Source organism: Pseudomonas sp. GW456-L13 (genome assembly GCF_017350115.1).
GTDB lineage: Bacteria > Pseudomonadota > Gammaproteobacteria > Pseudomonadales > Pseudomonadaceae > Aquipseudomonas > Aquipseudomonas jessenii.
Map to the genome: position 1 here is coordinate 231,604 of NZ_JACNAS010000002.1, position 22,019 is coordinate 253,622.

Consider the following 22,019-nt stretch of genomic DNA (forward strand, 5'->3'; position numbering starts at 1 on the left):
GCATTCCCGATGCATCCACATGCCGGAGGTCCAAGATGATCCAGCTGCACGACGTCGACCTGAAACTGCTCAGGGTGTTTGCCACGATTGTGCGCTGCGGTGGCTTCTCGGCCGCGCAGGCGGCGTTGAATGCCGGGCAGTCGACCATCAGCGAACAGATGACCCACCTGGAAACCCGTCTTGGGGTGAAACTCTGCCAGCGTGGGCGCAGCGGCTTTCGCCTGACCGAACAAGGGGTGGCGATTCATGAAGCCACCCAGCGCCTGCTGTCGGCGGTGGAAAACTTCTGCATGGACGCCGACGTGCTCAAGCAGCACATCAGCGGCAAGCTCAACCTGGGGATCATCGACACCACGATTACCGACCCCGACTCGCCGATTCCGCGCACCACCCAGCGCTTCGTCTCCCGCGGGCATGACGTACACCTGAACGTGTACGTCGGCACCCCGGCAGAACTCGAAGAACGGGTGCTCGACGGCCGCCTGCACCTGGCCATCGGGCACTTCCCGATCCATGTGCCGGGCCTGTTGCAATCGCCGCTGTACCAGGAAGCCCTGGGCTTGTATTGCGGCCGGCGACACCCGTTGTTCGGCAGCCAGGCCGAGGGCGCCGAGCTGCTCGAAGAGGTTGGCGCGGGGCGCATCGTCGTGCGTGGCTACATGCAGCAATACGACCTGGAACACCTGGGTATCACCAAAGCGGCAGCCACCGTGGACAACATCGAGGCGTCGGCCATCCTGATCATCTCCGGCGCCTATGTGGGCTTCCTGCCCGAGCACTTCGCCAGCCAGTGGGTGAAGAGCGGCGAGATGCATCAACTGGCGTCCGCGAGCCTGCGCCTGAAGTCGCCGTTCGACGTGATCACCCGACGCGGCGTGGCACCGCCGCCGATCCTCCAGGCGTTCCTCGAGGACCTGGCCGCCAGCGCCCGCAAAACCGCCAAGCCGTGATGTGACACTCGCCAAATTGAAATTTTGCCGGGCATACTGATTCGGTTCGCCAACCTTGCAGGCCCGTCATGCGCATCCACGTCACCTTCATCGACCGCGTCGGAATCACCCAGGAAGTGCTGGCCCTGCTCGGTGGACGCAGTTTCAATCTGGACGCCGTCGAGATGGTGCCGCCGAACGTCTACATCGACGCCCCGACCCTCGGCGCCGACGTGCTCGAAGAGTTGCGAGAGGCGCTTTTCGACGTACGCGGCGTGCAAGCGGTGACCATGGTCGACATCCTTCCGGGGCAACGCCGGCGCCTGCAACTGGACGCCTTGCTGGCCGCCAGTTCCGACCCGGTGCTGGCGGTGGATGACCGGGGTCATGTGCTGCTGGCCAACCCGGCGCTGATCGCCCTCTGCGGGCGCGAACCGGCCGGTGAATCGCTGACCGCGCTGTTCGACGATGCCGACTTGCAACGCACCCTGATCGATCACCATTTCCGCCTGCCCATGCACGAGGTCAGTCTCGGTGGCCAGACGTTTCTTCTCGATGCGATGCCGATCACCGACGCTGGCGCCCTGCTCACCCTGTATCAACCCAATCGCATTGGTGAACGCCTGTCGGCGCTGCACCATGACCATGCCGAAGGCTTCGATGCGCTGCTCGGTGAATCACCGCCGATCCGCGCGCTCAAGGCGCGTGCGCAACGGGTGGCGGCCCTTGATGCGCCGCTGTTGATCCAGGGCGAAACCGGCACCGGCAAGGAGCTGGTGGCCCGCGCCTGCCACGCCATCAGCCCACGGCACGATGCGCCGTTTCTGGCCCTGAACTGCGCGGCACTGCCGGAGAGCCTGGCCGAAAGCGAGCTGTTCGGCTACGCCCCCGGCGCCTTCACCGGCGCGCAACGGGGCGGCAAGCTCGGCCTGCTGGAACTCGCCGATCAGGGCACGGTGTTCCTCGATGAAGTCGGGGAAATGTCACCCTACCTGCAAGCCAAACTGCTGCGTTTTCTGAGCGATGGCTGCTTCCGTCGGGTGGGTGGCGACAAGGAGGTCCGGGTCAATGTGCGGGTGCTCAGCGCGACCCATCGCGACCTGGAAAAAATGGTCGCCGAGGGGCGTTTTCGCGAAGACCTGTTCTACCGTCTCAACGTGCTCAACCTGCAAGTACCGCCGCTGCGCGAGCGCGGTCACGACATCCTGCTGATGGCCAATCACTTCATGCAACAGGCCTGTGCGCAGATCCAGCGACCGGCGTGTCGTCTGGCACCGAGCACCTTCAGCGCCCTGCTCGGCAACCGCTGGCCGGGCAACGTGCGGCAACTGCAAAACGTGATCTTCCGTGCAGCGGCGATTTGCGAAAATCCGCTGGTGGACATCGACGACCTCGACATCGCCCGCACCGCCGTCGAACGGCAAAACGACGGCGAAGTCGGCAGCCTGGAAGAGGCTGTGGGCGACTTTGAAAAGAACCTGCTGGAACAGCTTTATCGCAGCTACCCCTCCAGCCGATTGCTCGCTGCACGGTTGCAGACGTCCCATAGCGCCATCGCGATTCGCCTGCGCAAGTACGGCATTCCCGCCAAGCCCTGAGTGATCTGTCGGAACACATTCTCACCGACAACACATTCCCCTGTGGGAGCGAGCTTGCTCGCGATGAGGCCGTGCCAGTCGATATCAATTTTGCCTGTCACACCGCAATCGCGAGCAAGCTCGCTCCCACAGGGGATCAGTGGTGTTGCTGAATTCTTCGTCTGTAAATCGATACAGCGTAGCGAAATCAAGACAATCCCTTCCACGCCTGCAATCACGGCGCTTGCCTCCAAGGCCATACCTGCTTGTATTGAATTCAATACGAGCGAGATGTCACAAACATTACATAAACAACTCAAGCCATTGATTTAAAACAAATAAAAAACATTGGCACCACCCTTGCTATCACTCCTCCAACCCCGCTCGTCGCCCCGCCACGAGCCTTAAAACAATAAGGAGTTGAGATGAGCGAATTGCGTTTTACCGTCGATCACGAATGGCTGCGCCTTGAGAGCAATGGCCTGGTCACCGTCGGCATCACGGCCTTTGCCCAGCAGGCGCTGGGGGATGTGGTATTCGTTCAGGTGCCTGAGCTGGGCGCCTTCGATGCAGGCGCTGAAGTGTCGGTGCTGGAATCGGTGAAAGCCGCCAGCAGTATCGGCATGCCGCTGGACGGTGAAGTGGTCGAGATCAACGCGACACTGGAGAACACCCCGGAACTGGTCAACGAAGACCCATTGGGCGAAGGCTGGTTCTTTCGCTTCAAACCGGTCGATGTCCAGGCGTTGAGCGATCTACTGGATCAAGACGCCTATGAACGCCTGACCGCAGAACACGCCGACGCTTGAAGCCCCCTACGCATTTCCCGAATCCGAAAAAGGACCACACCATGTTCAGCAAGCACGACCAGATCAAAGGCTACGACGACGAACTGCTGGCGGCGATGAACGCCGAGGATGCGCGGCAGGAACACCACATCGAACTGATCGCCTCGGAGAACTACACCAGCCAGCGGGTGATGCAAGCCCAGGGCAGCGGCCTGACCAACAAGTACGCCGAAGGCTATCCGGGCAAGCGCTATTACGGCGGTTGCGAGCACGTCGATGTGGTAGAGCAATTGGCCATCGACCGCGCCAGGCAGCTGTTCGGCGCCGATTATGCCAACGTCCAGCCGCACTCCGGCAGCCAGGCCAACGCGGCGGTTTATCTGGCCCTGCTGCAAGCCGGCGACACCGTGCTCGGCATGAGCCTGGCCCACGGCGGTCACCTGACCCACGGCGCCAAGGTGAGCTTTTCCGGCAAGCTGTACAACGCCGTGCAATACGGCATCGACACCACCACGGGCCTGATCGATTACGACGAAGTCGAGCGCCTGGCGGTCGAGCACAAGCCGAAGATGATCATCGCCGGGTTCTCGGCCTATTCGAAGACCCTGGACTTCCCGCGCTTCCGTCAGATCGCGGACAAGGTCGGCGCGTACTTCTTCGTCGACATGGCCCACGTCGCCGGCCTGGTGGCGACCGGTCTGTACCCCAATCCCCTGCCCTACGCCGACGTGGTCACCACCACCACCCACAAGACCCTGCGCGGCCCCCGTGGCGGTCTGATTCTGGCCAAGGCCAATCCGGAACTGGAGAAGAAGCTCAACGCCGCGGTGTTCCCAGGGGGTCAGGGTGGCCCGCTGATGCACGTGATCGCCGCCAAGGCCGTGTGCTTCAAGGAAGCGCTGGAGCCGGCATTCAAGACCTATCAGTCGCAGGTGATCCGCAACGCCCAGGCCATGGCGCAGGTGTTTATCGAGCGCGGTTATGACGTGGTGTCCGGCGGCACCGACAACCATCTGTTCCTGGTCAGCCTGATCCGCCAGGGCCTGACCGGCAAGGACGCCGACGCCGCCCTCGGTCGCGCCGGCATCACCGTGAACAAGAACGCCGTGCCCAACGATCCGCAATCGCCGTTCGTGACCTCCGGCCTGCGCATCGGTACCCCGGCGATCACCAGCCGTGGCTTCAAGGAGGCGCAGAGCATTGCCCTGGCCGGCTGGATCTGCGACATCCTCGATCACCTTGGCGATGCCGATATTGAGGCCAATGTCGCACGGCAGGCTGCCGCCCTATGTGCGGACTTCCCGGTCTACCGCGACTGATCACACCACACAAAAACCCTGTGGGAAAAACCCTGTGGGAGCGAGCTTGCTCGCGATGAGGCCAATACATTCAGCATTGATGTTGAATGAAAGTCCGCCATCGCGAGCAAGCTCGCTCCCACAGGTTCCGTGCCCTGCCTGATTAGCTGTCTGCACAAGGAAAAACCATGACTGTCATTGCTGAAGCGGCGCAAAAAGGTCCAGCCAAAGTAGAGGTCGGCACCAAACTGCGCGGTGCGCAAAAGGTTGCGCGGATTCCGGTGAAAATCATTCCCACGGATGAATTCCCGCGCAAACCCGACTGGATTCGCGTGCGCATGCCGATCTCTCCCGAGGTCGACCGCATCAAGCAACTGTTGCGCAAACACAAGCTGCACAGCGTCTGCGAAGAGGCGTCCTGCCCGAACCTGGGCGAGTGCTTCTCCGGTGGCACGGCGACCTTCATGATCATGGGCGACATCTGCACCCGTCGCTGTCCGTTCTGCGATGTCGGCCATGGCCGGCCCAAGCCGCTGGACGCCAACGAGCCGATGAACCTGGCCGTGGCCATCGCCGAGCTGCGCCTGAAGTACGTGGTGATCACCTCGGTGGACCGCGACGATTTGCGCGACGGCGGCGCCCAACACTTTGTCGATTGCCTGCGCGAGATCCGCAAGCTGTCGCCCGGCATTCAACTGGAAACCCTGGTGCCGGATTATCGTGGACGCATGGACGTGGCCCTGGCGATCACCGCCCATGAGCCACCGGATGTGTTCAACCACAACCTGGAAACCGTACCGCGCCTGTACAAGGCCGCGCGGCCGGGTTCGGACTTCGAGTGGTCACTGGACCTGCTGCAGAAATTCAAGCAGATGATGCCGCACATTCCGACCAAGTCCGGCCTGATGCTGGGTCTGGGCGAGACCGACGAAGAAGTCATCGAAGTCATGCAGCGCATGCGCGAGCACGACATCGACATGCTGACCCTCGGTCAGTATCTGCAACCGTCCCGCAGTCACTTGCCGGTGCAGCGCTTCGTGCACCCGGACACCTTTGCCTGGTTCGCCGAAGAAGGCACGCGCATGGGCTTCAAGAACGTGGCGTCCGGGCCGCTGGTGCGTTCGTCCTATCACGCCGATCAACAACTTCATGGAGGTACGGACGGTTTCAAGCCATGATGGAATGACTGGTCATGCATGGAGCCGTTCCCGATGTCGCGTTCACCCTGTCTGTTGTTGCTGTGCCTGAGCCTTGCCACGCCGTGCATGGCCGACGAGTCGAAACCCGGACACATGGTGTATGTGCGCAGCGTCGACCCGGGCATCTCGCAGGACATCCGCTACGCCAGCGCGCACAACTTCACCGGGCACCCGCTCGACGGCTACCAGGCGGCGGAGTGCCTGCTGTCGCAGGATGCGGCGAAGGCGTTAACCCGAGTGCAAAACTCACTGAAAGCCGAAGGCTACGGCTTGAAGGTATTCGACTGCTATCGCCCGACCCGCGCGGTGGCGGACATGGGACGCTTCGCCAGCGAACCCGGCGACCCGCTCAAGACCGAGTTCTATCCACGGGTCGACAAGCAGGACTTCTGGCGCCTGGGTTATGTGGCCCGGGTGTCCAATCACTCCCGAGGCAACACCGTCGACCTGACCCTGACCGGCCCCGACGCCCTTCCCGCCGACACCTGGACACCTTCGGCCGCGCCCGTGGATTGCACCGCCCCTTATGGCCAGCGCTGGCGCGATGGAGCCCTCGACATGGGCACCGGTTTCGATTGCTTCGATGAGCGGGCGCACACCGACTCGGCGCTGATCAACGCCACGGCCAAGGCCAATCGCCAGCGGCTGACCAGTGCCATGGCCAAGGAAGGCTTTGTGGGTTATTCGGCCGAGTGGTGGCACTTCACGTACAGCGGGAATCCGCCGAAGCCGGACGTCATGAACTTCCCCATCACGCCGCTCGCACCATGAACACTCTCCTCAAGACCCTGTTGGTGGTGTTTTTTCCGCTGGCCGCCATGGCCCAGGGACTCGACGGCAGTGACCAACTGATCGTGGTCACCAGTAAAGGCTGGGATGACATCCAGGGTACTGCCCAGCGCTATGAACGGCACGGGCAGACCTTCCAGAAATTCGAAGCGCCCTTTACAGTGGTGCTCGGCAAGAATGGCATGGGCTGGGGCAAGGGCCAACTCAACCCCGGGCGACCTGAAGGGCCGATCAAAAAGGAAGGCGACGGCAAGGCGCCGGCCGGGATGTTCAGCCTGGGCACGGCGTTTGGCTACGAGCCTTCGGCCAATACCCGCCTGCCCTACCTGGCGCTGACAGCGACCATCGAATGCGTGGACGACAGCCAGTCGGCTCGCTACAACGAGCTGGTCGACAGCTCGGTCATTGCAAGAGACTGGAACAGTTCCGAACGCATGCGCCGCAGCGATGACTTGTATCGCCAGGGCATTTTCATCCGGCACAACACCCTGGCCACTCCCGCTGCCGGATCATGCATTTTCTTCCACATCTGGCGCGGACCCACCGCACCGACTCGCGGCTGCACCGCCATGGCCCCGGTGGATATCGCGCGGTTGCTCAACTGGCTGGACCCGGGAAAATCCCCGATGCTGGTGCAACTGCCCGAAGCGCAGTACGAACAGTTGCGCCTGCGCTGGGAACTTCCCGAACGCGAGTAAACGCTGAACCCTGTGGCGAGGGGGCTTGTCGGAACGCCGCATCGCCCCGTTGGGGCACGAAGTGCACCCAAAAAAGGGACTGCTACGCAGTCCAACGGGGGCAAGCCCCCTCGCCACAAAAGCCCTCTCGCCACAAATGCGGGAATTAACCCCGCTCAACCACCACGCCACTCATCGACGGCTTGGCCAGCGCGTAATAGATCACACCCGGCACCAGCAGCCCGACGATCCAGGAAATATCCACGCCGCCCAGCTGCGCAACCATCGGCCCGGAGTAGAAATGGGTGTCGACAAAGGGCAACTGGATCAATACGCCGATCACGTACACGCTGATCCCCAGCACGTTCCAGCGACCGTAGCGCCCTGCCGGGTCGGACAGTGCCGGGATGTCGTAACGTTCCTTGTTGATGAAGTAGTAATCCACCAGGTTGATCGCACTCCACGGGGTGAAGAACGTCAGCAAAAACAGGATGAAGTACTTGAACGAGTTGAGGAACGAGTACTGCCCCAGCAATGCCAGCGCGGTGGACGCCGCGACGATCAGCAGCACAAACAGCATGCGCTGGCGGGCGGTGATTTCCAGGCGACGACGAAAGCCGCTGATGATGGTGGCGATGCACATGAAACTGCCATAAGCGTTGAGGGTGGACACCGTGACCTTGCCGAACACAATGCTCAGGTACAGCAAGGACGCGATCACACCGCTACTGCCCAGGCCGACAATGGTCGCCACTTCGTGCCCACGGAAATTCGCCCCGGCCAGTGCGGCGGCGAACACCCCCAACACCATCGAAGTCTGAGCCCCCAGCACGGTGCCGAGGCCCACGGCGGCGAAGGTTTTCCACGATGAGGTCTTGCTCGGTAGGTAACGTGAGTAGTCCGCCACGTAGGGGCCGAAGGCGATCTGCCAGGATGCCGAGAGCGACACCGCCAGCAGGAAGGTGCTCCAGCCAAAATGACGATTGTCGAGCAGCAGGCCGATGTCGTTGAGGGTCATCAACCGGGTGAACAGGTAGGCGAACGCGATGATGCCCAGCACGCTGGCCACCCGCCCGACCAGGTGAATCACCCGATAACCGAAGATCGTCAGGAACGCGATGCAGGCGGCGAAAATCAGGATGCCGGTGCTGTCGCTGACACTGATCAACTGCGCGATCGCCTGCCCCGACAGCACCGCGCCGGTGGCGCTGAACCCCAGGTACATCAGGCACACCAGGACAATCGGGATCGCCGCGCCATACACCCCGAACTGCACTCGGCTGGAGATCATCTGCGGCAGCCCGAGCTTCGGCCCCTGCGCCGCGTGCAGCGCCACCACGGCACCGCCCAACACTTGCCCGATCAACAGGCCGATCAGCGACCAGAACACATCGCCGCCCAGCACCACGGCCAGGGCGCCGGTGACGATGGCGGTGATCTGCAGGTTGGCGCCGAGCCACAGGGTGAACTGGCTATAGAGACTGCCGTGTCGCTCAGCCTCGGGAATGAAATCGATCGAGCGGGTCTCGATCAGGGGACTGCGTTGCGCACTCATGAGGGTGTTTCCTTTGAGGAACTGTTTTTGTTGTCGGGGCTGAACTTAGAAGGTCTTGGTGGCACTGGCAACGACCGTGGCCGAGCACAGGTCGTCATAGCCGTACCAACTGGCGCACTCGCTTTTCGACAAGTCCGTGTCGATATAGCTCAGGCCCCAGGTGACGCCGACGAAGTCGCGGGTCAGCTTGGCTTCCCACTCGTAGTAAGACTCACGGCTATCGCCATTGGCGGACCAGAACGCGGGGTCATTCACATCGTTGCGCCCAAAGCGCAGGTCCAGGCCGACTTCGGCCGGCAATTCGATTTTGTAGCCCAGGTAGGTGTAAAGGGTGTCCTGGTCCTCGCCGAAGAAGTTCGGCGTGTCCTTGGAGTAATAGGCACCCAGCTTCACGCCGTACAGGTCGAGGACGGCGTAGACCTCGCTGAGGTTGAAGTCGGAATTTTTCGGGTAGTCGTACTTGATGTAGCCCAGATCCAGGCTGATGGCATCCGTCGCCTGCCAGTAATAACCGGCGTAGTACTCAAGCTCCTGGCGGGTATCGAAGCCGCCGCCGAAATCGACGTTGGAGGTCCAGGCTCCGATGTACAGGCCGCTGCTGTGCAACAGCGTTGCGCCGCCCTGCACTGCCGGATCGCCCAAGGTCTGCGAGATGCCCCGGGTGCGGTAATCGCTGACGACGCCCAGGGTCATGTCCAGGCTGAAATCATCGTTGAGGGTCAGGGCCTGGCTGGTCAGGGGGATCAATGCCAGTGTCGCGAGGGTCAATGCTGAAAGTGCGTTCATACAATTCTCTTGTTGTTATGGCGTACGGGAATTTCAGGCATGGCGATGCCAGGCCCCTCGCGCTACGAGGGGCTGGCGGTTTTTTGCGTGTGCTGGGTGTACGCAGGTCAGGACGCGGGGGCGTAGACCTGTTTGCCGGCGAAGAAGGTGTTCAGGACTTTGGTTTCGAACAGGTCGTCATCGCTGACCTTGAACACGTCGCGGTCGAGGATGATCAGGTCGGCCTGCTTGCCCGGAGCCAGCGAACCGATCTGCTGATCCAGGCGCAGGGTTTTCGCCGCGTTGATGGTGTAGGCGTAGAACATGGTCTGGCGGTCGATGCTTTCCTTGGCATTGAGTACGCCCAACGGACCTTTGCGCGTGCTGGCCTGGGCAATGGCATTGAACGGATTGGCGCTCGACACCGGCCAGTCGCTGCCACCGGCAATCGTCGCGCCGGCGTTATGCAAGGACCGCGCGGGATACTGGTAACCGTAGGCAAAGGCGCTGATGTAAGGTTTGACCAGTTCGACGGTGTAGGACTCGCCGGTGGCCCACAGCAGTTGCATCGAGGCAATCACGCCCAGTTGCTTGAAGCGCGCAAACTCCTTGGGGTTGACCAGTTGCAGGTGCGCGATGCTGTGGGGCACAGGTGTCGGGCTGAGTTTGCGCGCATACGCCACGCCATTGAGCGCTTCACGCACCGCGCGGTCGCCGACGGCATGCATGTGCACGATCCAGCCGCGTTTTTCCGCTGCCACCACCAGTTCGCCAAAGTGCGCCGGGTCGGTCAGCAGCTGACCGTCCTTGTGGCTGTTCTTGTACGGCACGACGACCGCCGCTGTTTGCCCCGGGAATTCGAGAATGCCGTCGACAAACACCTTGACGCCGGGGAACGTCAGGTTAGGCACGCCCTCGAACTGTTTCATTACCGTGGCGATCACCTCCAGGTCGGCGGGTTTGCTCTTCGGGTTGGTGACCATCAACGCGGCGACGTGGGCACTGAGTTCGCCGTTCTGCGCCAGTTCCTTGTACAGCGGCAGCACGCCGACACTTTCGGCGGTGGCATGGAAATCGAACAGCGAATCCTCACTGCCGCCGTTCGCCGCCGCGTCCATCCAGGCGGTGACGCCGAATTGATTGTTGATCTTCACCGCCTCGCGAGCGGCCTTGAGCATGGCCTCCGGGGTGGGCGCCGGAATCCCGTTGCGCACCACGTCCCAGCGGGATTCGGCAAAGTAGCCGTTAGGAGTGAAGTCCGCTTCATGGCCGATGTAACCGCGTTCCTTTTCCGGCAGGCTCTTGACCAGCGCCGTGTCGATGTCCAGGCGTTTGAGCATCGCGTTGTTGGCCCAACCGGTGTGCCCGTCGATGCCACTGAAGACAATCGGTTGATCCGCCCAGCGTCCCTGGTTGAACACCTTGCCCAGTTCACGGCTTTTCTCCCAGTAAGCCGAACTGACCCCGGCCACGCTGATCACATCGCCGGCGCGTGCGCGTCCAGCCTTGTCTTCCTCGATCAACCATTGCTCCAGTTCCGGCAAGGGTTTGACCTCGTCCAGCAGGTTGGCTTTCATGCTGTCGAAAGCGCCCACCACCGGGTGGCTGTGGGTGTCGATCATGCCCGGCATCAACACTTTGCCCGCCAAGTCGATGCGCTGGGTCTTGGTATCGGCCAGGGCATTGATTTCGGCATCGCTGCCCACTTTCAGAATCTTGCCGTCTTGCACCGCAACAGCCTGCACCAGCGCCTGGCCGGGTTCGGCGGTAAAGACCTTGCCGTTGAACAACACCAGGTCAGCGGCGGCCATCGCTTGTACCGAGGACAATGCCAGCGCGGCGGCCAACAGGTTTGGAATAAATCGCATCGGAACGCTCTCTAGTTTTTATTGGACGGATCGAGAAGTGACAACTTGGGAAACAACCTGTGGCGCCAGTCCCAGGAACGGCGCCTTGGCCCACACGACCTTGCCGCCAACCAACGTCAGCAGCACGTCATTGCGGCCCAGTTCCTCCTCGGGCACCTGCATGAAGTTCTTGTCGAGCACGATCAGGTCAGCGAACTTGCCGACTTCGACCGAGCCCAGCACCGCGTCCAGCTTCAGCTGTTCGGCGGAACTGAGGGTGATGCTGCGCAGCACCTCGGCTCGCGACAGCGCCGGATCGGCGTTGAGTCGCCCGGCATATTTGGGGCCATAGCTGTGCGGATTGCTCGGGTCGCCGGAACGGGTGACACCGACTTTCAGCGCAAGGAATTCATCCAGCGGATCGACCGGCCAATCGCTGCCAAAGGCCACGCGACCGCCGGCATGGGCGATGCTGCCCGAGGGTTCCATGCGCGCAAATCGCGCGGCACCGAGGTGATCGCTGGTACCGTCGACCGTGGACGGGGCCTGCTGCGCCCACTGGAACGACATGGTGGCCGTGACGTCCAGAGCCTTGAAACGTGCGTAATCGGCAGGGTCGACTGACTCGGCGTGAGCGATGGCCGGGCGGAAGTCTTGACCGGGCAGTTGCTGACGCACGTAGGCAACGCTGTCCAGTGCATCGCGCACCGCACGCTCGCCGGTGGCGTGCAGGTGCGGATCGAGACCGGCCTTGACCGCTTGCAGCACCAGCGGATTGAGCACCTGCGGCGGGAAGTACAGCTCGCCCAGGTTCTTGCCCGGCGTCCACTGCGGCGCCTTGTCGGTGCCGCTGTTGTGCAGGTACGGGGTCAACATGGCGCCGGTGTCCGCCGGGGCATTGATGATGCCGTCCAAGAACAGTTTGACGTGGCGCATGCTCACGCCCGGCGCGACCTTCACGTCGCCCTGGTCGTAGGTGCTGGCCAGGGCCTTGGCCTCGGCGATGGTTTTCACCGGGTCGGCGGCCGCGGCGGCCGGGTCCAGCTTGATCGCCAGCAAGGCCCGGGCGGTCAGTTCGCCGGACTGTTGCAGGCGGGTGAAGGCCTTGCCGTTTTCCGGCCCCGCCAGCGCATCGAAGAAACTGGTGATGCCTTGCTGGCGCATGGCGTCGAGGGCTGCTCGCATCTGATTGAGTTTTTCCGCGTCGGTCGCCGGCGGCACCACGGCGGCCAACGATTCGGCGGCGCCGTCTTCACAAATACCGTTCGGGTTGCCGGCGCTGTCGCGTCGGTATTTGCCGTCCTCGGGGTCGGCGGTGTTCTTGTTGATCCCGGCCAGTTCCAGGCCGCGGGAGTTGGTCAGCACGGTGTGGAAATCGGTGGAGCGCACCTGGATCGGACGCTGGGTCTTGAGCGCGTCCAGGGTCGATTTGTCGGCATCGCCGTCGAGCCCGGTCATGCCCATGCGGTCCCAGCTGCCCACTTCGAGCCAGACGTCCGGGCCCTTGTCCTTTTCGGCATCGAGGCAGGCCTGAATGCTTGCCTGAAACTGCGCGCGGGTCATAGTCTGGTATTTCAGGTCGCACAAGGTCATGGCTCGACCGCCATCCCCGGGGTGCATGTGTGCATCGACGAAGCCCGGCATCAGCATGCGTCCGGCCAGGTCGATCAGTTGTGTCTGCTTGCCGATGTAGCCGTCGACCCCGGCATCGCTGCCGACGTAGACGATCTTGCCACCTGAAATGGCGATGGCCTGCTGCACGGAATTCTGGCCATCGACGGTGTAGACGTAGCCATTGCGCATGACCGTGTCGGCGGGCGCCGCGCCCAACGCCACGCAGGAAAACGCCGTTGTCGATGCAACGGCGATGAACAACCTGGAAAGTCTCAAATGCCTCACCCCTGTTCTTATTGTTTTGAAGCGGCCCGAAGCGACTGCGCAAGCCCTTGTATAGACAGGGCCTACCCTATAGGGCGCGGCGCGCGAATGGACCTCTGCAAATGAGGAGGGGTAAGGCAAATAATTGAAACGGCGGGGATCAGTCCCGGCGCACGGACTCCGTCAGCGCACCCGGTGAACGCAGGACGGAGCCCAGTTCCACCTTGCTTTTCACACCGAGCTGCAAGTAGCAGTTACGCAAATAGGTGCGCACGGTCGCGGGGCTCAGGGCGAGCATTCTGGCGATTTCCTTGTAGGAGTGGCCCGCGGCGAACAGCATCGCCGCCGTGCGCTCCCGAGGTGCCAGGCCGTCCCCGCCCGACGGTGCTTCGAGGGACAGGATGACGTGTTCGGCGTTGGGGCTCAGGGTCAGGGCGCAGCGGCCCAGACGAATCACGCAGGGGGCTTTGGACAATTGCGCGATTACCTCCGGTGGCAGCGTGGAACCGCTCCATCCGGGCAGTTCGCGCTGGATGGCGACGCACAACCTGGCCCCCACATAGAGCAGACTGCCGTCCATGCGCGCGACGCCAAAATCACTCGCGCCGTTTTCGCTGTCGAAGCGAATCATGTCCTGCACCTGAAACCGCCACAGCTGGAACAGGTGATCGCAGAACGCCAAAAACAGCTCGGCTTCGTTCTCCTCGAACGCCTGTTCATCCTGCCCCCGGTAGAGGCAGACGAAAAACATCAGGCCGCTTTCGGGCAATTCGTAGGTGATGCTCATCAAGTGATAGAGGTCGAAGCGCCGGGCGAAATCATTGACCGCCTCGCAAGGGTCGTTGAAACCCGTGTCGCATACCACCTCACCGGGACGATTGAGCGTGGCGTAGGAGAATTGATCGTTGGCCGCCACCGGATGCCATTCGGCGGCAAAGGATTCAGGAAGATTGATGCTGCCATGCATCCAGCTTTGCATGGGCACCTCAGGACCTGGTGCAGACATTTCGCCCCACCAGGCAGATGCGAAGGGCACCAGCTGACCGAATGCCTGCAGGCCATCGGCGATGAACCGCGACGCCCCGCTCTCCCGCGCCAGCCGGCCCAGGTGCAATACGCAATGATTGAACGCCTTGAGCGTGACCATCGTTGCGTCGCCCTCGACTTTATTTCCCTCCCCCATCATTGCGTTCCCGTTCACTGCATGGCCTTTGGTTTCGACGATGCCATAGGCCCGTGACGAGCGTCCAGCACGCAATGACATCATCGGTTACTAAGTGCTGTGCAACCCGTACAGCTGTGGTCTGCGGTCCTGATGCAGGTCATTGCGCGCACTGATGCGCTTGTTGCGCGCCTCGGCGAGGTTCAGCGTGGCCAGCAACATCTGCTCGCCACCCTGCTCCGCCGGCCCGGCCAACGGGTAGCCGTCGGCATCGACGATGACCGAGCCCTGGACCCAACCGACTCCACGCTCATGGCCATAGCGATCACAGGCGGCGATGAACATGCGGTTGACCGAGGCATTGGCCTGCACCCGCAGCACTTCGGCCGGGCGCTCGGTTTGCGGCCGCGGACCGTCGGGCCAGTTGACCGGCGCGCACAACAGTTCGGCCCCGGCCAACGCCGCAAGACGCACCCACTCGGGGAACTCCAGGTCGTAGCAAATCAGCATGCCGAGCCGTCCATGCAGCGTTTCGACCACCGGCGGTGGCGCATCGCCGGCCGTGAAGATGTCCTTCTCGGCATCCCACAGATGCGCCTTGCGGTACACCGCGCGCAGGCCGTTGGCGTCGATCATCGCCGCGCTGTTGGCCAGTTCATCAGCGGGCAGGCGCTCGCAGAAGCCGCCGACGATCACCAGGTTCAGCTCACGGGCCAGGGTCTGCCAAAGTTGCAAAGTCGGACCATCAACGGTTTCCGCCAGGCCCAGCGCCTCAAAGCGGTCGGCAAACAGATAGCCGCTCTGCACCAGTTCGGGCAGCACGACGACTTGCGCGCCCTGAAAGGCTGCCTGGCGAATCGCGCGTTCGGTGAGCGTGCGGTTGTAGGCCAGGTCGCCTATTTTCGGTGCCAGTTGGCAGCAGGCGACCACTGTGTTTTTAGCGTTGTTCAACGCACTGTCTCCGCAGATGAATGGGTCATGGCGACGATGTCGCTTTCGCTCAGCGCGTCGATCACCCGGCGTTCGGCGGCCAGATCAATCGAGCGACTGAGCAGGTAGTAGGTCAGCCCCGACACCACAAGCCCCACCAGCCAGGCGATGTCCACGCCTTCAAGCATCCGCGCCAGCGGACCAACGAACACTTCCTTGTTGGCCGCTGCGTTGAAGATGTAGAAGAACGGCACCATCGCGGCGAAGCCGATCAGGTACGAAACGATGCCGCGAAATTGCCAGGCGCCGTAGATGCCTTTTGGCGTGAAGAAATGCGGGATCGCATAACGGCCCTTGCGCACGAAGAAGTAGTCCACCAGGTTGACGGCGGTCCACGGCACGAGGAAGTACAGCAGCAACACCAGGAAGGTGTTCAGCAGAGCGATGCCGTCACCTTTGATCGACAGCACGCAGGTCAACAGGATGACGCTGATCACACTGATCGAGAGCACACGGGCGCGGGGTGTCGGGGTGATTTTTTTGATCGAGTCGACGCCGGTCAGCAGCGTCAGCATGGCGCTGTAGGTGTTGAGCGCGATGATCGGCAGGAAGCCCGCCACCGAAACGATCACCAGCAGATTGCCCAGCCCCGGAATCATCGACGAGCCGACCTGATTCAACGCCACCAGCGCATCCGCCGCGTTCAATTGCTGCGCCAGCCAGGCACCGAGGCCGATCATCCAGCTGCCCGACAACGAGGCGCCGATGAACACCGCCGCAATCAGTTTCGTCCGGCTGGTGTTTTTCGGCAGGTAACGGGAATAGTCGGACACGTAGGGTGCATAGGAAATGTTGTAGCTGGCACCGATGGCGAACAACGTGGCGAAGGCCACCCAGTTGAAGCCCAGGTCGGTTGCCGGGGTGACGCCTTCGGAACCTGCGCCGAACATCAGGGCGATGGTCACCAGTGCGTACAGCGGCAAGGTCGCCAGCAAGGCCCACTTGAAGGCCTTGTGCATCAGGTCGTGGCCGTAGATCGACAACAGCGCGCCGATCAGTACCACGGCTACGGCGACGATGGTCGGGTCGATGCCGAACACATGTTCAAGGCCGTTCATGATCAGCGAGATGTTCACCACGTTGAAACCGACGAACACAAACATCGTCGCCATCAACGCCAGGATCACCCCGCGATAACCGAACTGCGCACGGGACTGGATCATCTGCGGCAGGCCCATTTCCGGGCCCTGGGAGCCGTGGAACGCCATGAAAATGGTGCCGAACATGATGCCCAGGGCACCGGCGAGCATGGTCCACAGCGCCGACAAGCCGAGGCTCGGGCCGACAAAGCCGATGGAGATGGTGAAGAAGTGGAAATTGCCGAGGAACCAGAATGGGCCCTGGCTGCCGAGTTTGGCGTGACGTTCGTTTTCCGGAATGTAATCGATGGAGTGGCCTTCGATGGCCAACCCGCCGCTCGCCTCGGTGGCGTGCGCAGACACTGGGGAACCTGACATACGATTGTTCCTATGCTGTTGTTTGTTGTTTTTGTGGGTACAGCGCTCGCTACGACGTCCAGATCAGGTGAAACTCCAGAAAAAGCTGACGATGACGCTGGTTTCACGGCAATGTAGGGCGTGAGTTCTGGCAGTAAAATATCGCAGGCACACTGTTCACATAGATCGGTATCTATGTAAGCGAGAATCGGGAGCCCCCATGCTGGGAACTGTTACGGAGCTGGATCTGCGTCTGATCCGGGTATTTCTGACCGTCGTCGAAGCGGGCGGCATCTCGGCGGCACAAACCGCTCTCAACACCACGCAACCCACGATCAGCGCGCAACTGGCAACGCTGGAAGCGCGGGTCGGTTTCCGCCTGTGCGAGCGTGGGCGCGGCGGGTTTTCCGTGACGCCCAAAGGTACTCAATTCATTGAGGCAGCCCGGCGTTTGCTGGCGGCGGCCGAAGGTTTTCGGGTCGAGGTGCAGCACATCAACCGCAAAGTCTCGGGCAGCATCAACATCGGCCTGCTGGGGCAAATCGATCCGGTGGCGAACAGGAAAATCGGCCAGGCCATTGCCCGTTTGCGGGCGCGGCACGAGGGGCTGTACTTCCACTTCACCGAGCTGTCGTCGTCGCTGCTGGAAGAAAAAATCATCAATGGCCATATCGACCTGGCCATCGGTTACTTCTGGCACCGCTTGCCCAGCATCGATTATTTCCCGCTGTTCCCGGAAACCCAGATTGCCTACTGCGCGCCCTCGCATCCACTGTTCGACCAGGTTGGCGCGCTGACCCGGGAAGATGTCAGCGGGTTTGACTGGGTCTGGCCGAGCCATCCGCTACCGGAAATGCCGGCCCCCACCTCCATCGAACGCCTGACCGTGCTCACCGACAGCATGGACGGCGCGGCCCTGCTGATTCTGTCCGGCCAGCACCTGGGGTTTCTGCCGCAGCACTACGCGACCCGGCATGAACAGCTGGGGCAGTTGCACCCGCTGAACCCGGATCTGCTGCGCTATGAGGTGAGCTTTCATGCGGCGGTGCGACATTCGGCGCGGCAGCGGGATCTGGTGAGTGCGTTCCTGAACGAGCTGATCGAGATTTTCGGAGCGGTGTAGGTCCTGTGGGAGCGGTGGGTCAGTCAACCCGATGCTGGCTGTAATGACGCCATCGCGAGCAAGCTCGCTCCCACGGGGTTAGTGGGTATACGCAAAATTCGGGAGCGACCGAAATCACTGTGGGAGCGAGCTTGCTCGCGATAGCGGTGGTTCAGCCGACATCAATGCTGGCTGTAATGACGTCATCGCGAGCAAGCTCGCTCCCACAGGGGAAATGCGGTGGTTTCAGAAGTGGATATCCTTGGCCGGAACCACGTCGATCCGCGCCACGGAACCGGTCAGGTGCGCCAGGTCCTTGTTGTGCTCGGAAATGATGTCTTCGGCGGTCAGGTTGCCGTTGTCGACGGTGGAATGTGCGTCTGCCGCCAACACCACGTCGTAGCCCAGCTTCAGGGCCTGGCGCACGGTGGCGTTGACGCAATAGTCGGTCTGCAGGCCGCAGATGACCAGGCGTTCGAAGTCCTGTACCGGCACCAACTGTTGCAGGTTGGTCTGATAGAACGAATCCCCGGTGGTCTTGCGCACGCGGTGGTCCTTTGGCGAGGTTTGCAGCCCTTCCGCCAGTTGCCAGCCGGCAGCGTCATGCGCCAGCGGACTGCCCGCTTCTTCATGCTGGATCAGCACCACCGGAACGCCGGCCTTGCGCGCCCGGGCAGACAGGTCATTGATGGTGTTGATGACCCGTCCAATCTCGAAGCACTCGTACTCCCCGGAACACAAAGCCTGTTGGACGTCGATGATTAACAACGCAGTGGTCATGATTTCCTTCCTTGATATGTCGAGGGGTCAGGAGACGAACATAAGCCCGTCCCCTTCCGGACACAACCCTCAATAACCCAGCGACAACCCGGTGTTACGCCGTGGGTCGTTCGCCCCGTAGAAACGGTTATTGCCTACCGGTTTGCCACCCAGGGATGGCGCGCCGACCAGGATCGCCGCCAGGTGGTTGGCATCCTGGGGACCGGCGAACTTGTGGCCCCAGCTCTCGAGGATTTTCACCGTGTCCGGGCTGGTGGTGAAGGCCTCCAGGTTGGTCTCCTCCGGCAGCCACTGCTGGTGGAAACGCGGCGCATCCACCGCTTCCTGGATGTTCATGCCGTAGTCGATCACGTTGAGCATGGTCAGCAAGGTCGCGGTGATGATGCGGCTGCCACCCGGAGTGCCGACCACCATCACCACTTTGCCGTCCTTGGTGACGATGGTCGGGCTCATGGACGACAGCGGCGCCTTGCCGGGTGCGATGGCATTGGCCTCGCCCTGCACCAGGCCGTACATGTTCGGCACGCCGATTTTCGAGGTGAAGTCGTCCATTTCATCGTTGAGGATGACCCCGGTCTTGCTCGCCATCACGCCGGCACCGAACCAGTCGTTGAGGGTGTAGGTCACCGACACCGCGTTGCCCCATTTGTCGACGATGGAGTAATGCGTGGTGTTGCTGCCTTCATGGGGCGCTACACCGGGTTTGAGTTCGCTGGATACCGCGGCCTTTTGTGGTTTGATCGCTTCGCGCAGCTTGGTCGCGTAGTTTTTATCCAGCAGGTGGGCAATCGGGTTCTTCACGAAATCCGGGTCGCCGAGGTAGCTGTTGCGGTCCACATAGGCGTGGCGCATCGCTTCGATCTGGTAGTGCATGCCCTGGGCCGAGTGATAGCCCAGATCCTTCATCGGATAGCCTTCGAGGATGTTCATGATCTCGCAGATCACCACGCCACCGGAGCTTGGCGGCGGTGCCGAGACCACGTGGTAGCCACGGTAGTCGCACTCGATGGGCGCCAGTTCGCGGGTCTTGTATTTGTCGAGGTCGGCCTGGGTGATGATGCCCTTGTTGGCCTGGCTGGAGGTGACGATGGCGTCGGCCACCCAACCTTTATAGAAACCGTCGGCACCTTTCTCGGAGATCTCCCGCAAGGTCTTGCTCAGGTCCTTTTGCACCAGTTTCTGGCCGACTTGCATCGGCTCGCCTTTGCTGAGGAAGATCGAGCCGGAATCCTTGATGTCCTTCTTGAACATGTCGGTGGCGTAGTCCAGCAGATCGACATCACCCTGCTCCAGCACGAAACCGTCTTCAGCGAGCTTGATGGCCGGGGCGATGATTTCCTTGCGTGGCTTGGTGCCGTACTTGGACAGCGCCAGTTCCATGCCCGAAACGGTGCCCGGCACACCCACGGCCAGGTGGCCACGGGTACTCAAGTCGGGAACGACGTTGCCCTCCTTGTCCAGGTACATGTTGGCGGTGGCGGCCAGCGGCGCTTTTTCACGGAAATCGAGGAAGGTCTTGCGCCCGTCCGCCAGTTGAATGGTCATGAAACCACCGCCACCGAGGTTGCCGGCTGCGGGGTAGACCACCGCCAGCGCATACCCGACCGCAACCGCCGCATCGACGGCGTTGCCGCCATTCTTCAGCACATCCACGCCCACATGGCTGGCCAGGTGCTGGGCCGTGACCACCATGCCGTTTTCCCCGGTAGCCGGGGCCACGGAGGCGGCATGGGCGGTCAGGCAACTGAGTGCCAATGAGGTCGCTATCAGCGATTTGGCAAAAGGTTCGTACTTCATGAGTCGGTCTCTTCTTGTTATTTCGTAGGAAAACGCTTCAAAAGCCGTAGCCAAGTATGGTCGGGATTACGTATTGCGCCTCCCCGTCGAGACAGTATCCTTAACGCCTGTTCAGCAATTTCGCGCGAGCCCCTGACATGACCTATACCTGCATCACCGTGGCCTCCCCGGTCGGCCAGTTGAAGCTGGTCGCGAACGGTTCACGACTGGCGGCCATCCTCTGGGAAAACGACAAACCCGGCCGGGTGCGCCTCGGACCGATGAGCGAAGCGCCGGACAACCCGATCCTGGTGCGCACGGCTGCGCAGTTGCGCGAATATTTTTCCGGCACCCGAGATCGCTTCGAACTGGAACTGGATTTTGCCGGCACGGAATTTCAGAAGAAGGTCTGGGCGGCGCTGCTGACCATCCCGTTCGGCGAGACGCGCAGCTACAGCCAGATCGCCGAACAGATCGGTAACCCGGCAGCGGTCAGGGCGGTGGGTGCGGCGAATGGCAAGAACCCGATTTCGATCGTGGCGCCCTGTCATCGGGTGGTTGGCGCGTCGGGCAAGCTCACCGGGTTTGCCGGTGGGCTTGAGGCGAAGGCGTTGTTGCTGACCCTGGAGGGCTGCGAGTGGTCAGGCGCCAGTCGCATGGATGATTTGTTTTAGGGACGCACTGCATCTTTGTGGCGAGGGGGCTTGCCCCCGTTGGACTGCGCAGCGGTCCCAAAAGCATTTGTACTTTTATTCTGGACGTTCGCACGCTCCGCGATGACGACTGCTTCGCAGCCGAACGGGGGCAAGCCCCCTCGCCACAAAAGCCCTTCCGCCACAGGGTCAGGTTGGGGCGAAGAGGTTTTTCATCGCCGCATACTGCAACAGCATGATGGTCTTGGCGTCGCAGATCTCGCCGCGGTAAAACGCTTCGAGCGCGTCCTCGAACGCCCACTCCAGCACTTCCAGCTCCTCGGTTTCCGCCTCCAGCCCGCCACCGTCGCTGACTTTCGACTTCGCGTCGTATTCGGCAATGAAGAAGTGCAGTTTTTCCGTCACCGAACCGGGGCTCATGTACGCCTCGAACACCTTCTGCACATGGTGCACGCGGTAACCCGTTTCCTCCTCCGCTTCATCGCGGATGCGGTCTTCAGGTGCCGCGCCTTCCAGCAGCCCCGCCGCCACTTCGATCAACAGCCCATCGTGACCGTTGACGAACACCGGCAGGCGAAATTGCCGGGTCAGTACCACGGTTTTCTTTTCGCGGTTGTACAGGAGAATCGCCGCGCCATTGCCACGGTCGTAGACCTCCCGGACCTGGCGTTGCCACTCGCCGTTGTTGCGTTGGTAATCGAAGGTGATTTTCTTGAGCAGGTACCAGTCGTGGGACAATACCTGAGACTCAAGGATGTTGACCCGCTCGGCTGTGTTCGACATGACAACGCGTCCTGTGATTTGTCTGAGGGTCCACA

19 protein-coding genes are annotated in these 22,019 nt (G+C 61.8%); 9 read left to right on the forward strand and 10 right to left on the reverse strand.

The window, feature by feature from the left end:
* The first annotated feature begins 35 nt into the window (after positions 1-35).
* The 7 genes from J4D25_RS15235 to J4D25_RS15265 all read left to right on the forward strand — a co-directional run bounded on the left by J4D25_RS15235 (position 36) and on the right by J4D25_RS15265 (position 7,278).
* Positions 36-950 carry a LysR family transcriptional regulator gene (locus J4D25_RS15235; RefSeq protein ID WP_057714205.1) on the forward strand — a complete coding sequence of 305 codons (915 nt, stop codon included), beginning with the start codon at positions 36-38 and terminating at the stop codon, positions 948-950.
* Positions 951-1,018: 68 nt separating this feature from the next.
* Positions 1,019-2,527 carry a sigma-54-dependent transcriptional regulator gene (locus J4D25_RS15240; protein ID WP_057714204.1) on the forward strand — a complete coding sequence of 503 codons (1,509 nt, stop codon included), beginning with the start codon at positions 1,019-1,021 and terminating at the stop codon, positions 2,525-2,527.
* A gap of 404 nt (positions 2,528-2,931) precedes the next feature.
* The gene (gcvH, locus tag J4D25_RS15245; RefSeq protein ID WP_057714203.1) at positions 2,932-3,315 is read left to right on the forward strand and encodes a glycine cleavage system protein GcvH; all 384 of its coding nucleotides are present in this window, start codon (positions 2,932-2,934) and stop codon (positions 3,313-3,315) included.
* A gap of 41 nt (positions 3,316-3,356) precedes the next feature.
* Positions 3,357-4,613, forward strand: a complete 1,257-nt coding sequence (glyA, locus tag J4D25_RS15250; RefSeq protein WP_057714202.1) for a serine hydroxymethyltransferase — start codon at positions 3,357-3,359, stop codon at positions 4,611-4,613.
* Between the two features lie 167 nt (positions 4,614-4,780).
* Positions 4,781-5,770 (forward strand): lipoyl synthase, encoded by a 990-nt coding sequence (gene lipA / locus J4D25_RS15255; RefSeq protein ID WP_057714201.1) that lies wholly within the window; start codon positions 4,781-4,783, stop codon positions 5,768-5,770.
* Between the two features lie 33 nt (positions 5,771-5,803).
* On the forward strand, positions 5,804-6,562 hold the full coding sequence (locus tag J4D25_RS15260) for a M15 family metallopeptidase (protein ID WP_057714200.1): 759 nt from the start codon (positions 5,804-5,806) through the stop codon (positions 6,560-6,562).
* The gene (locus tag J4D25_RS15265; protein ID WP_057714199.1) at positions 6,559-7,278 is read left to right on the forward strand and encodes a L,D-transpeptidase; all 720 of its coding nucleotides are present in this window, start codon (positions 6,559-6,561) and stop codon (positions 7,276-7,278) included. The genes J4D25_RS15260 and J4D25_RS15265 overlap by 4 nt, the downstream gene beginning before the upstream one ends.
* 145 nt (positions 7,279-7,423) lie before the next feature.
* Here J4D25_RS15265 and J4D25_RS15270 read toward each other — a convergent pair whose 3' ends face one another.
* The 7 genes from J4D25_RS15270 to J4D25_RS15300 form a co-directional block, all read right to left on the reverse strand.
* Positions 7,424-8,812 (reverse strand): cytosine permease, encoded by a 1,389-nt coding sequence (locus tag J4D25_RS15270; RefSeq protein ID WP_057714198.1) that lies wholly within the window; start codon positions 8,810-8,812, stop codon positions 7,424-7,426.
* A gap of 45 nt (positions 8,813-8,857) precedes the next feature.
* A complete protein-coding gene (locus tag J4D25_RS15275; RefSeq protein WP_057714197.1) occupies positions 8,858-9,598 on the reverse strand; it encodes a TorF family putative porin in 741 nt (246 codons plus the stop codon).
* Positions 9,599-9,705: 107 nt separating this feature from the next.
* Complete coding sequence (locus J4D25_RS15280) at positions 9,706-11,445, reverse strand: amidohydrolase (protein ID WP_057714196.1); 1,740 nt, start codon at positions 11,443-11,445, stop codon at positions 9,706-9,708.
* An 18-nt stretch (positions 11,446-11,463) separates the two neighbouring features.
* Positions 11,464-13,314: an amidohydrolase gene (locus J4D25_RS15285; protein WP_079246735.1), complete on the reverse strand. Its 1,851-nt coding sequence runs from the start codon at positions 13,312-13,314 to the stop codon at positions 11,464-11,466.
* 148 nt (positions 13,315-13,462) lie between these two features.
* A complete protein-coding gene (locus tag J4D25_RS15290) occupies positions 13,463-14,485 on the reverse strand; it encodes a helix-turn-helix transcriptional regulator (protein WP_057714195.1) in 1,023 nt (340 codons plus the stop codon).
* Positions 14,486-14,575: 90 nt separating this feature from the next.
* Entirely contained in the window at positions 14,576-15,415 is an 840-nt protein-coding gene (locus tag J4D25_RS15295) for a nitrilase-related carbon-nitrogen hydrolase (protein WP_057714194.1), read from the reverse strand.
* Complete coding sequence (locus J4D25_RS15300) at positions 15,412-16,911, reverse strand: cytosine permease (RefSeq protein ID WP_057714193.1); 1,500 nt, start codon at positions 16,909-16,911, stop codon at positions 15,412-15,414. The genes J4D25_RS15295 and J4D25_RS15300 overlap by 4 nt, the downstream gene beginning before the upstream one ends.
* Before the next feature lie 199 nt (positions 16,912-17,110).
* On the opposite strand from J4D25_RS15300, the gene J4D25_RS15305 reads away from it, so the two are divergent.
* Positions 17,111-18,013 carry a LysR family transcriptional regulator gene (locus J4D25_RS15305; RefSeq protein ID WP_057714192.1) on the forward strand — a complete coding sequence of 301 codons (903 nt, stop codon included), beginning with the start codon at positions 17,111-17,113 and terminating at the stop codon, positions 18,011-18,013.
* Positions 18,014-18,238: 225 nt separating this feature from the next.
* Here the strand turns inward: J4D25_RS15305 and J4D25_RS15310 are convergent, their stop codons facing one another.
* Both J4D25_RS15310 and ggt read right to left on the reverse strand, forming a co-directional pair.
* Entirely contained in the window at positions 18,239-18,772 is a 534-nt protein-coding gene (locus J4D25_RS15310) for a cysteine hydrolase family protein (protein WP_057714191.1), read from the reverse strand.
* 69 nt (positions 18,773-18,841) lie between these two features.
* On the reverse strand, positions 18,842-20,569 hold the full coding sequence (ggt, locus tag J4D25_RS15315) for a gamma-glutamyltransferase (protein WP_057714190.1): 1,728 nt from the start codon (positions 20,567-20,569) through the stop codon (positions 18,842-18,844).
* Positions 20,570-20,706: 137 nt separating this feature from the next.
* Between ggt and J4D25_RS15320 the strand changes: the two genes are divergently transcribed.
* Positions 20,707-21,222 carry a methylated-DNA--[protein]-cysteine S-methyltransferase gene (locus J4D25_RS15320; protein WP_057714189.1) on the forward strand — a complete coding sequence of 172 codons (516 nt, stop codon included), beginning with the start codon at positions 20,707-20,709 and terminating at the stop codon, positions 21,220-21,222.
* A 168-nt stretch (positions 21,223-21,390) separates the two neighbouring features.
* Here J4D25_RS15320 and J4D25_RS15325 read toward each other — a convergent pair whose 3' ends face one another.
* On the reverse strand, positions 21,391-21,984 hold the full coding sequence (locus J4D25_RS15325) for an NUDIX domain-containing protein (protein ID WP_057714188.1): 594 nt from the start codon (positions 21,982-21,984) through the stop codon (positions 21,391-21,393).
* Positions 21,985-22,019: the final 35 nt, after the last annotated feature.

Excerpts from the sequence above, each read along its gene's own strand:
- glyA (WP_057714202.1), top strand. The coding sequence starts at position 3,357 with ATGTTCAGCAAGCACGACCAGATCAAAGGCTACGACGACGAACTGCTG.
- J4D25_RS15300 (WP_057714193.1), bottom strand. The coding sequence starts at position 16,911 with ATGTCAGGTTCCCCAGTGTCTGCGCACGCCACCGAGGCGAGCGGCGGG.
- J4D25_RS15325 (WP_057714188.1), bottom strand. The coding sequence starts at position 21,984 with ATGTCGAACACAGCCGAGCGGGTCAACATCCTTGAGTCTCAGGTATTG.
- gcvH (WP_057714203.1), top strand. The coding sequence starts at position 2,932 with ATGAGCGAATTGCGTTTTACCGTCGATCACGAATGGCTGCGCCTTGAG.
- J4D25_RS15265 (WP_057714199.1), top strand. The coding sequence starts at position 6,559 with ATGAACACTCTCCTCAAGACCCTGTTGGTGGTGTTTTTTCCGCTGGCC.
- ggt (WP_057714190.1), bottom strand. The coding sequence starts at position 20,569 with ATGAAGTACGAACCTTTTGCCAAATCGCTGATAGCGACCTCATTGGCA.
- lipA (WP_057714201.1), top strand. The coding sequence starts at position 4,781 with ATGACTGTCATTGCTGAAGCGGCGCAAAAAGGTCCAGCCAAAGTAGAG.
- J4D25_RS15305 (WP_057714192.1), top strand. The coding sequence starts at position 17,111 with ATGCTGGGAACTGTTACGGAGCTGGATCTGCGTCTGATCCGGGTATTT.
- J4D25_RS15275 (WP_057714197.1), bottom strand. The coding sequence starts at position 9,598 with ATGAACGCACTTTCAGCATTGACCCTCGCGACACTGGCATTGATCCCC.
- J4D25_RS15320 (WP_057714189.1), top strand. The coding sequence starts at position 20,707 with ATGACCTATACCTGCATCACCGTGGCCTCCCCGGTCGGCCAGTTGAAG.
- J4D25_RS15235 (WP_057714205.1), top strand. The coding sequence starts at position 36 with ATGATCCAGCTGCACGACGTCGACCTGAAACTGCTCAGGGTGTTTGCC.
- J4D25_RS15310 (WP_057714191.1), bottom strand. The coding sequence starts at position 18,772 with ATGACCACTGCGTTGTTAATCATCGACGTCCAACAGGCTTTGTGTTCC.
- J4D25_RS15280 (WP_057714196.1), bottom strand. The coding sequence starts at position 11,445 with ATGCGATTTATTCCAAACCTGTTGGCCGCCGCGCTGGCATTGTCCTCG.
- J4D25_RS15270 (WP_057714198.1), bottom strand. The coding sequence starts at position 8,812 with ATGAGTGCGCAACGCAGTCCCCTGATCGAGACCCGCTCGATCGATTTC.
- J4D25_RS15240 (WP_057714204.1), top strand. The coding sequence starts at position 1,019 with ATGCGCATCCACGTCACCTTCATCGACCGCGTCGGAATCACCCAGGAA.
- J4D25_RS15260 (WP_057714200.1), top strand. The coding sequence starts at position 5,804 with ATGTCGCGTTCACCCTGTCTGTTGTTGCTGTGCCTGAGCCTTGCCACG.
- J4D25_RS15290 (WP_057714195.1), bottom strand. The coding sequence starts at position 14,485 with ATGGGGGAGGGAAATAAAGTCGAGGGCGACGCAACGATGGTCACGCTC.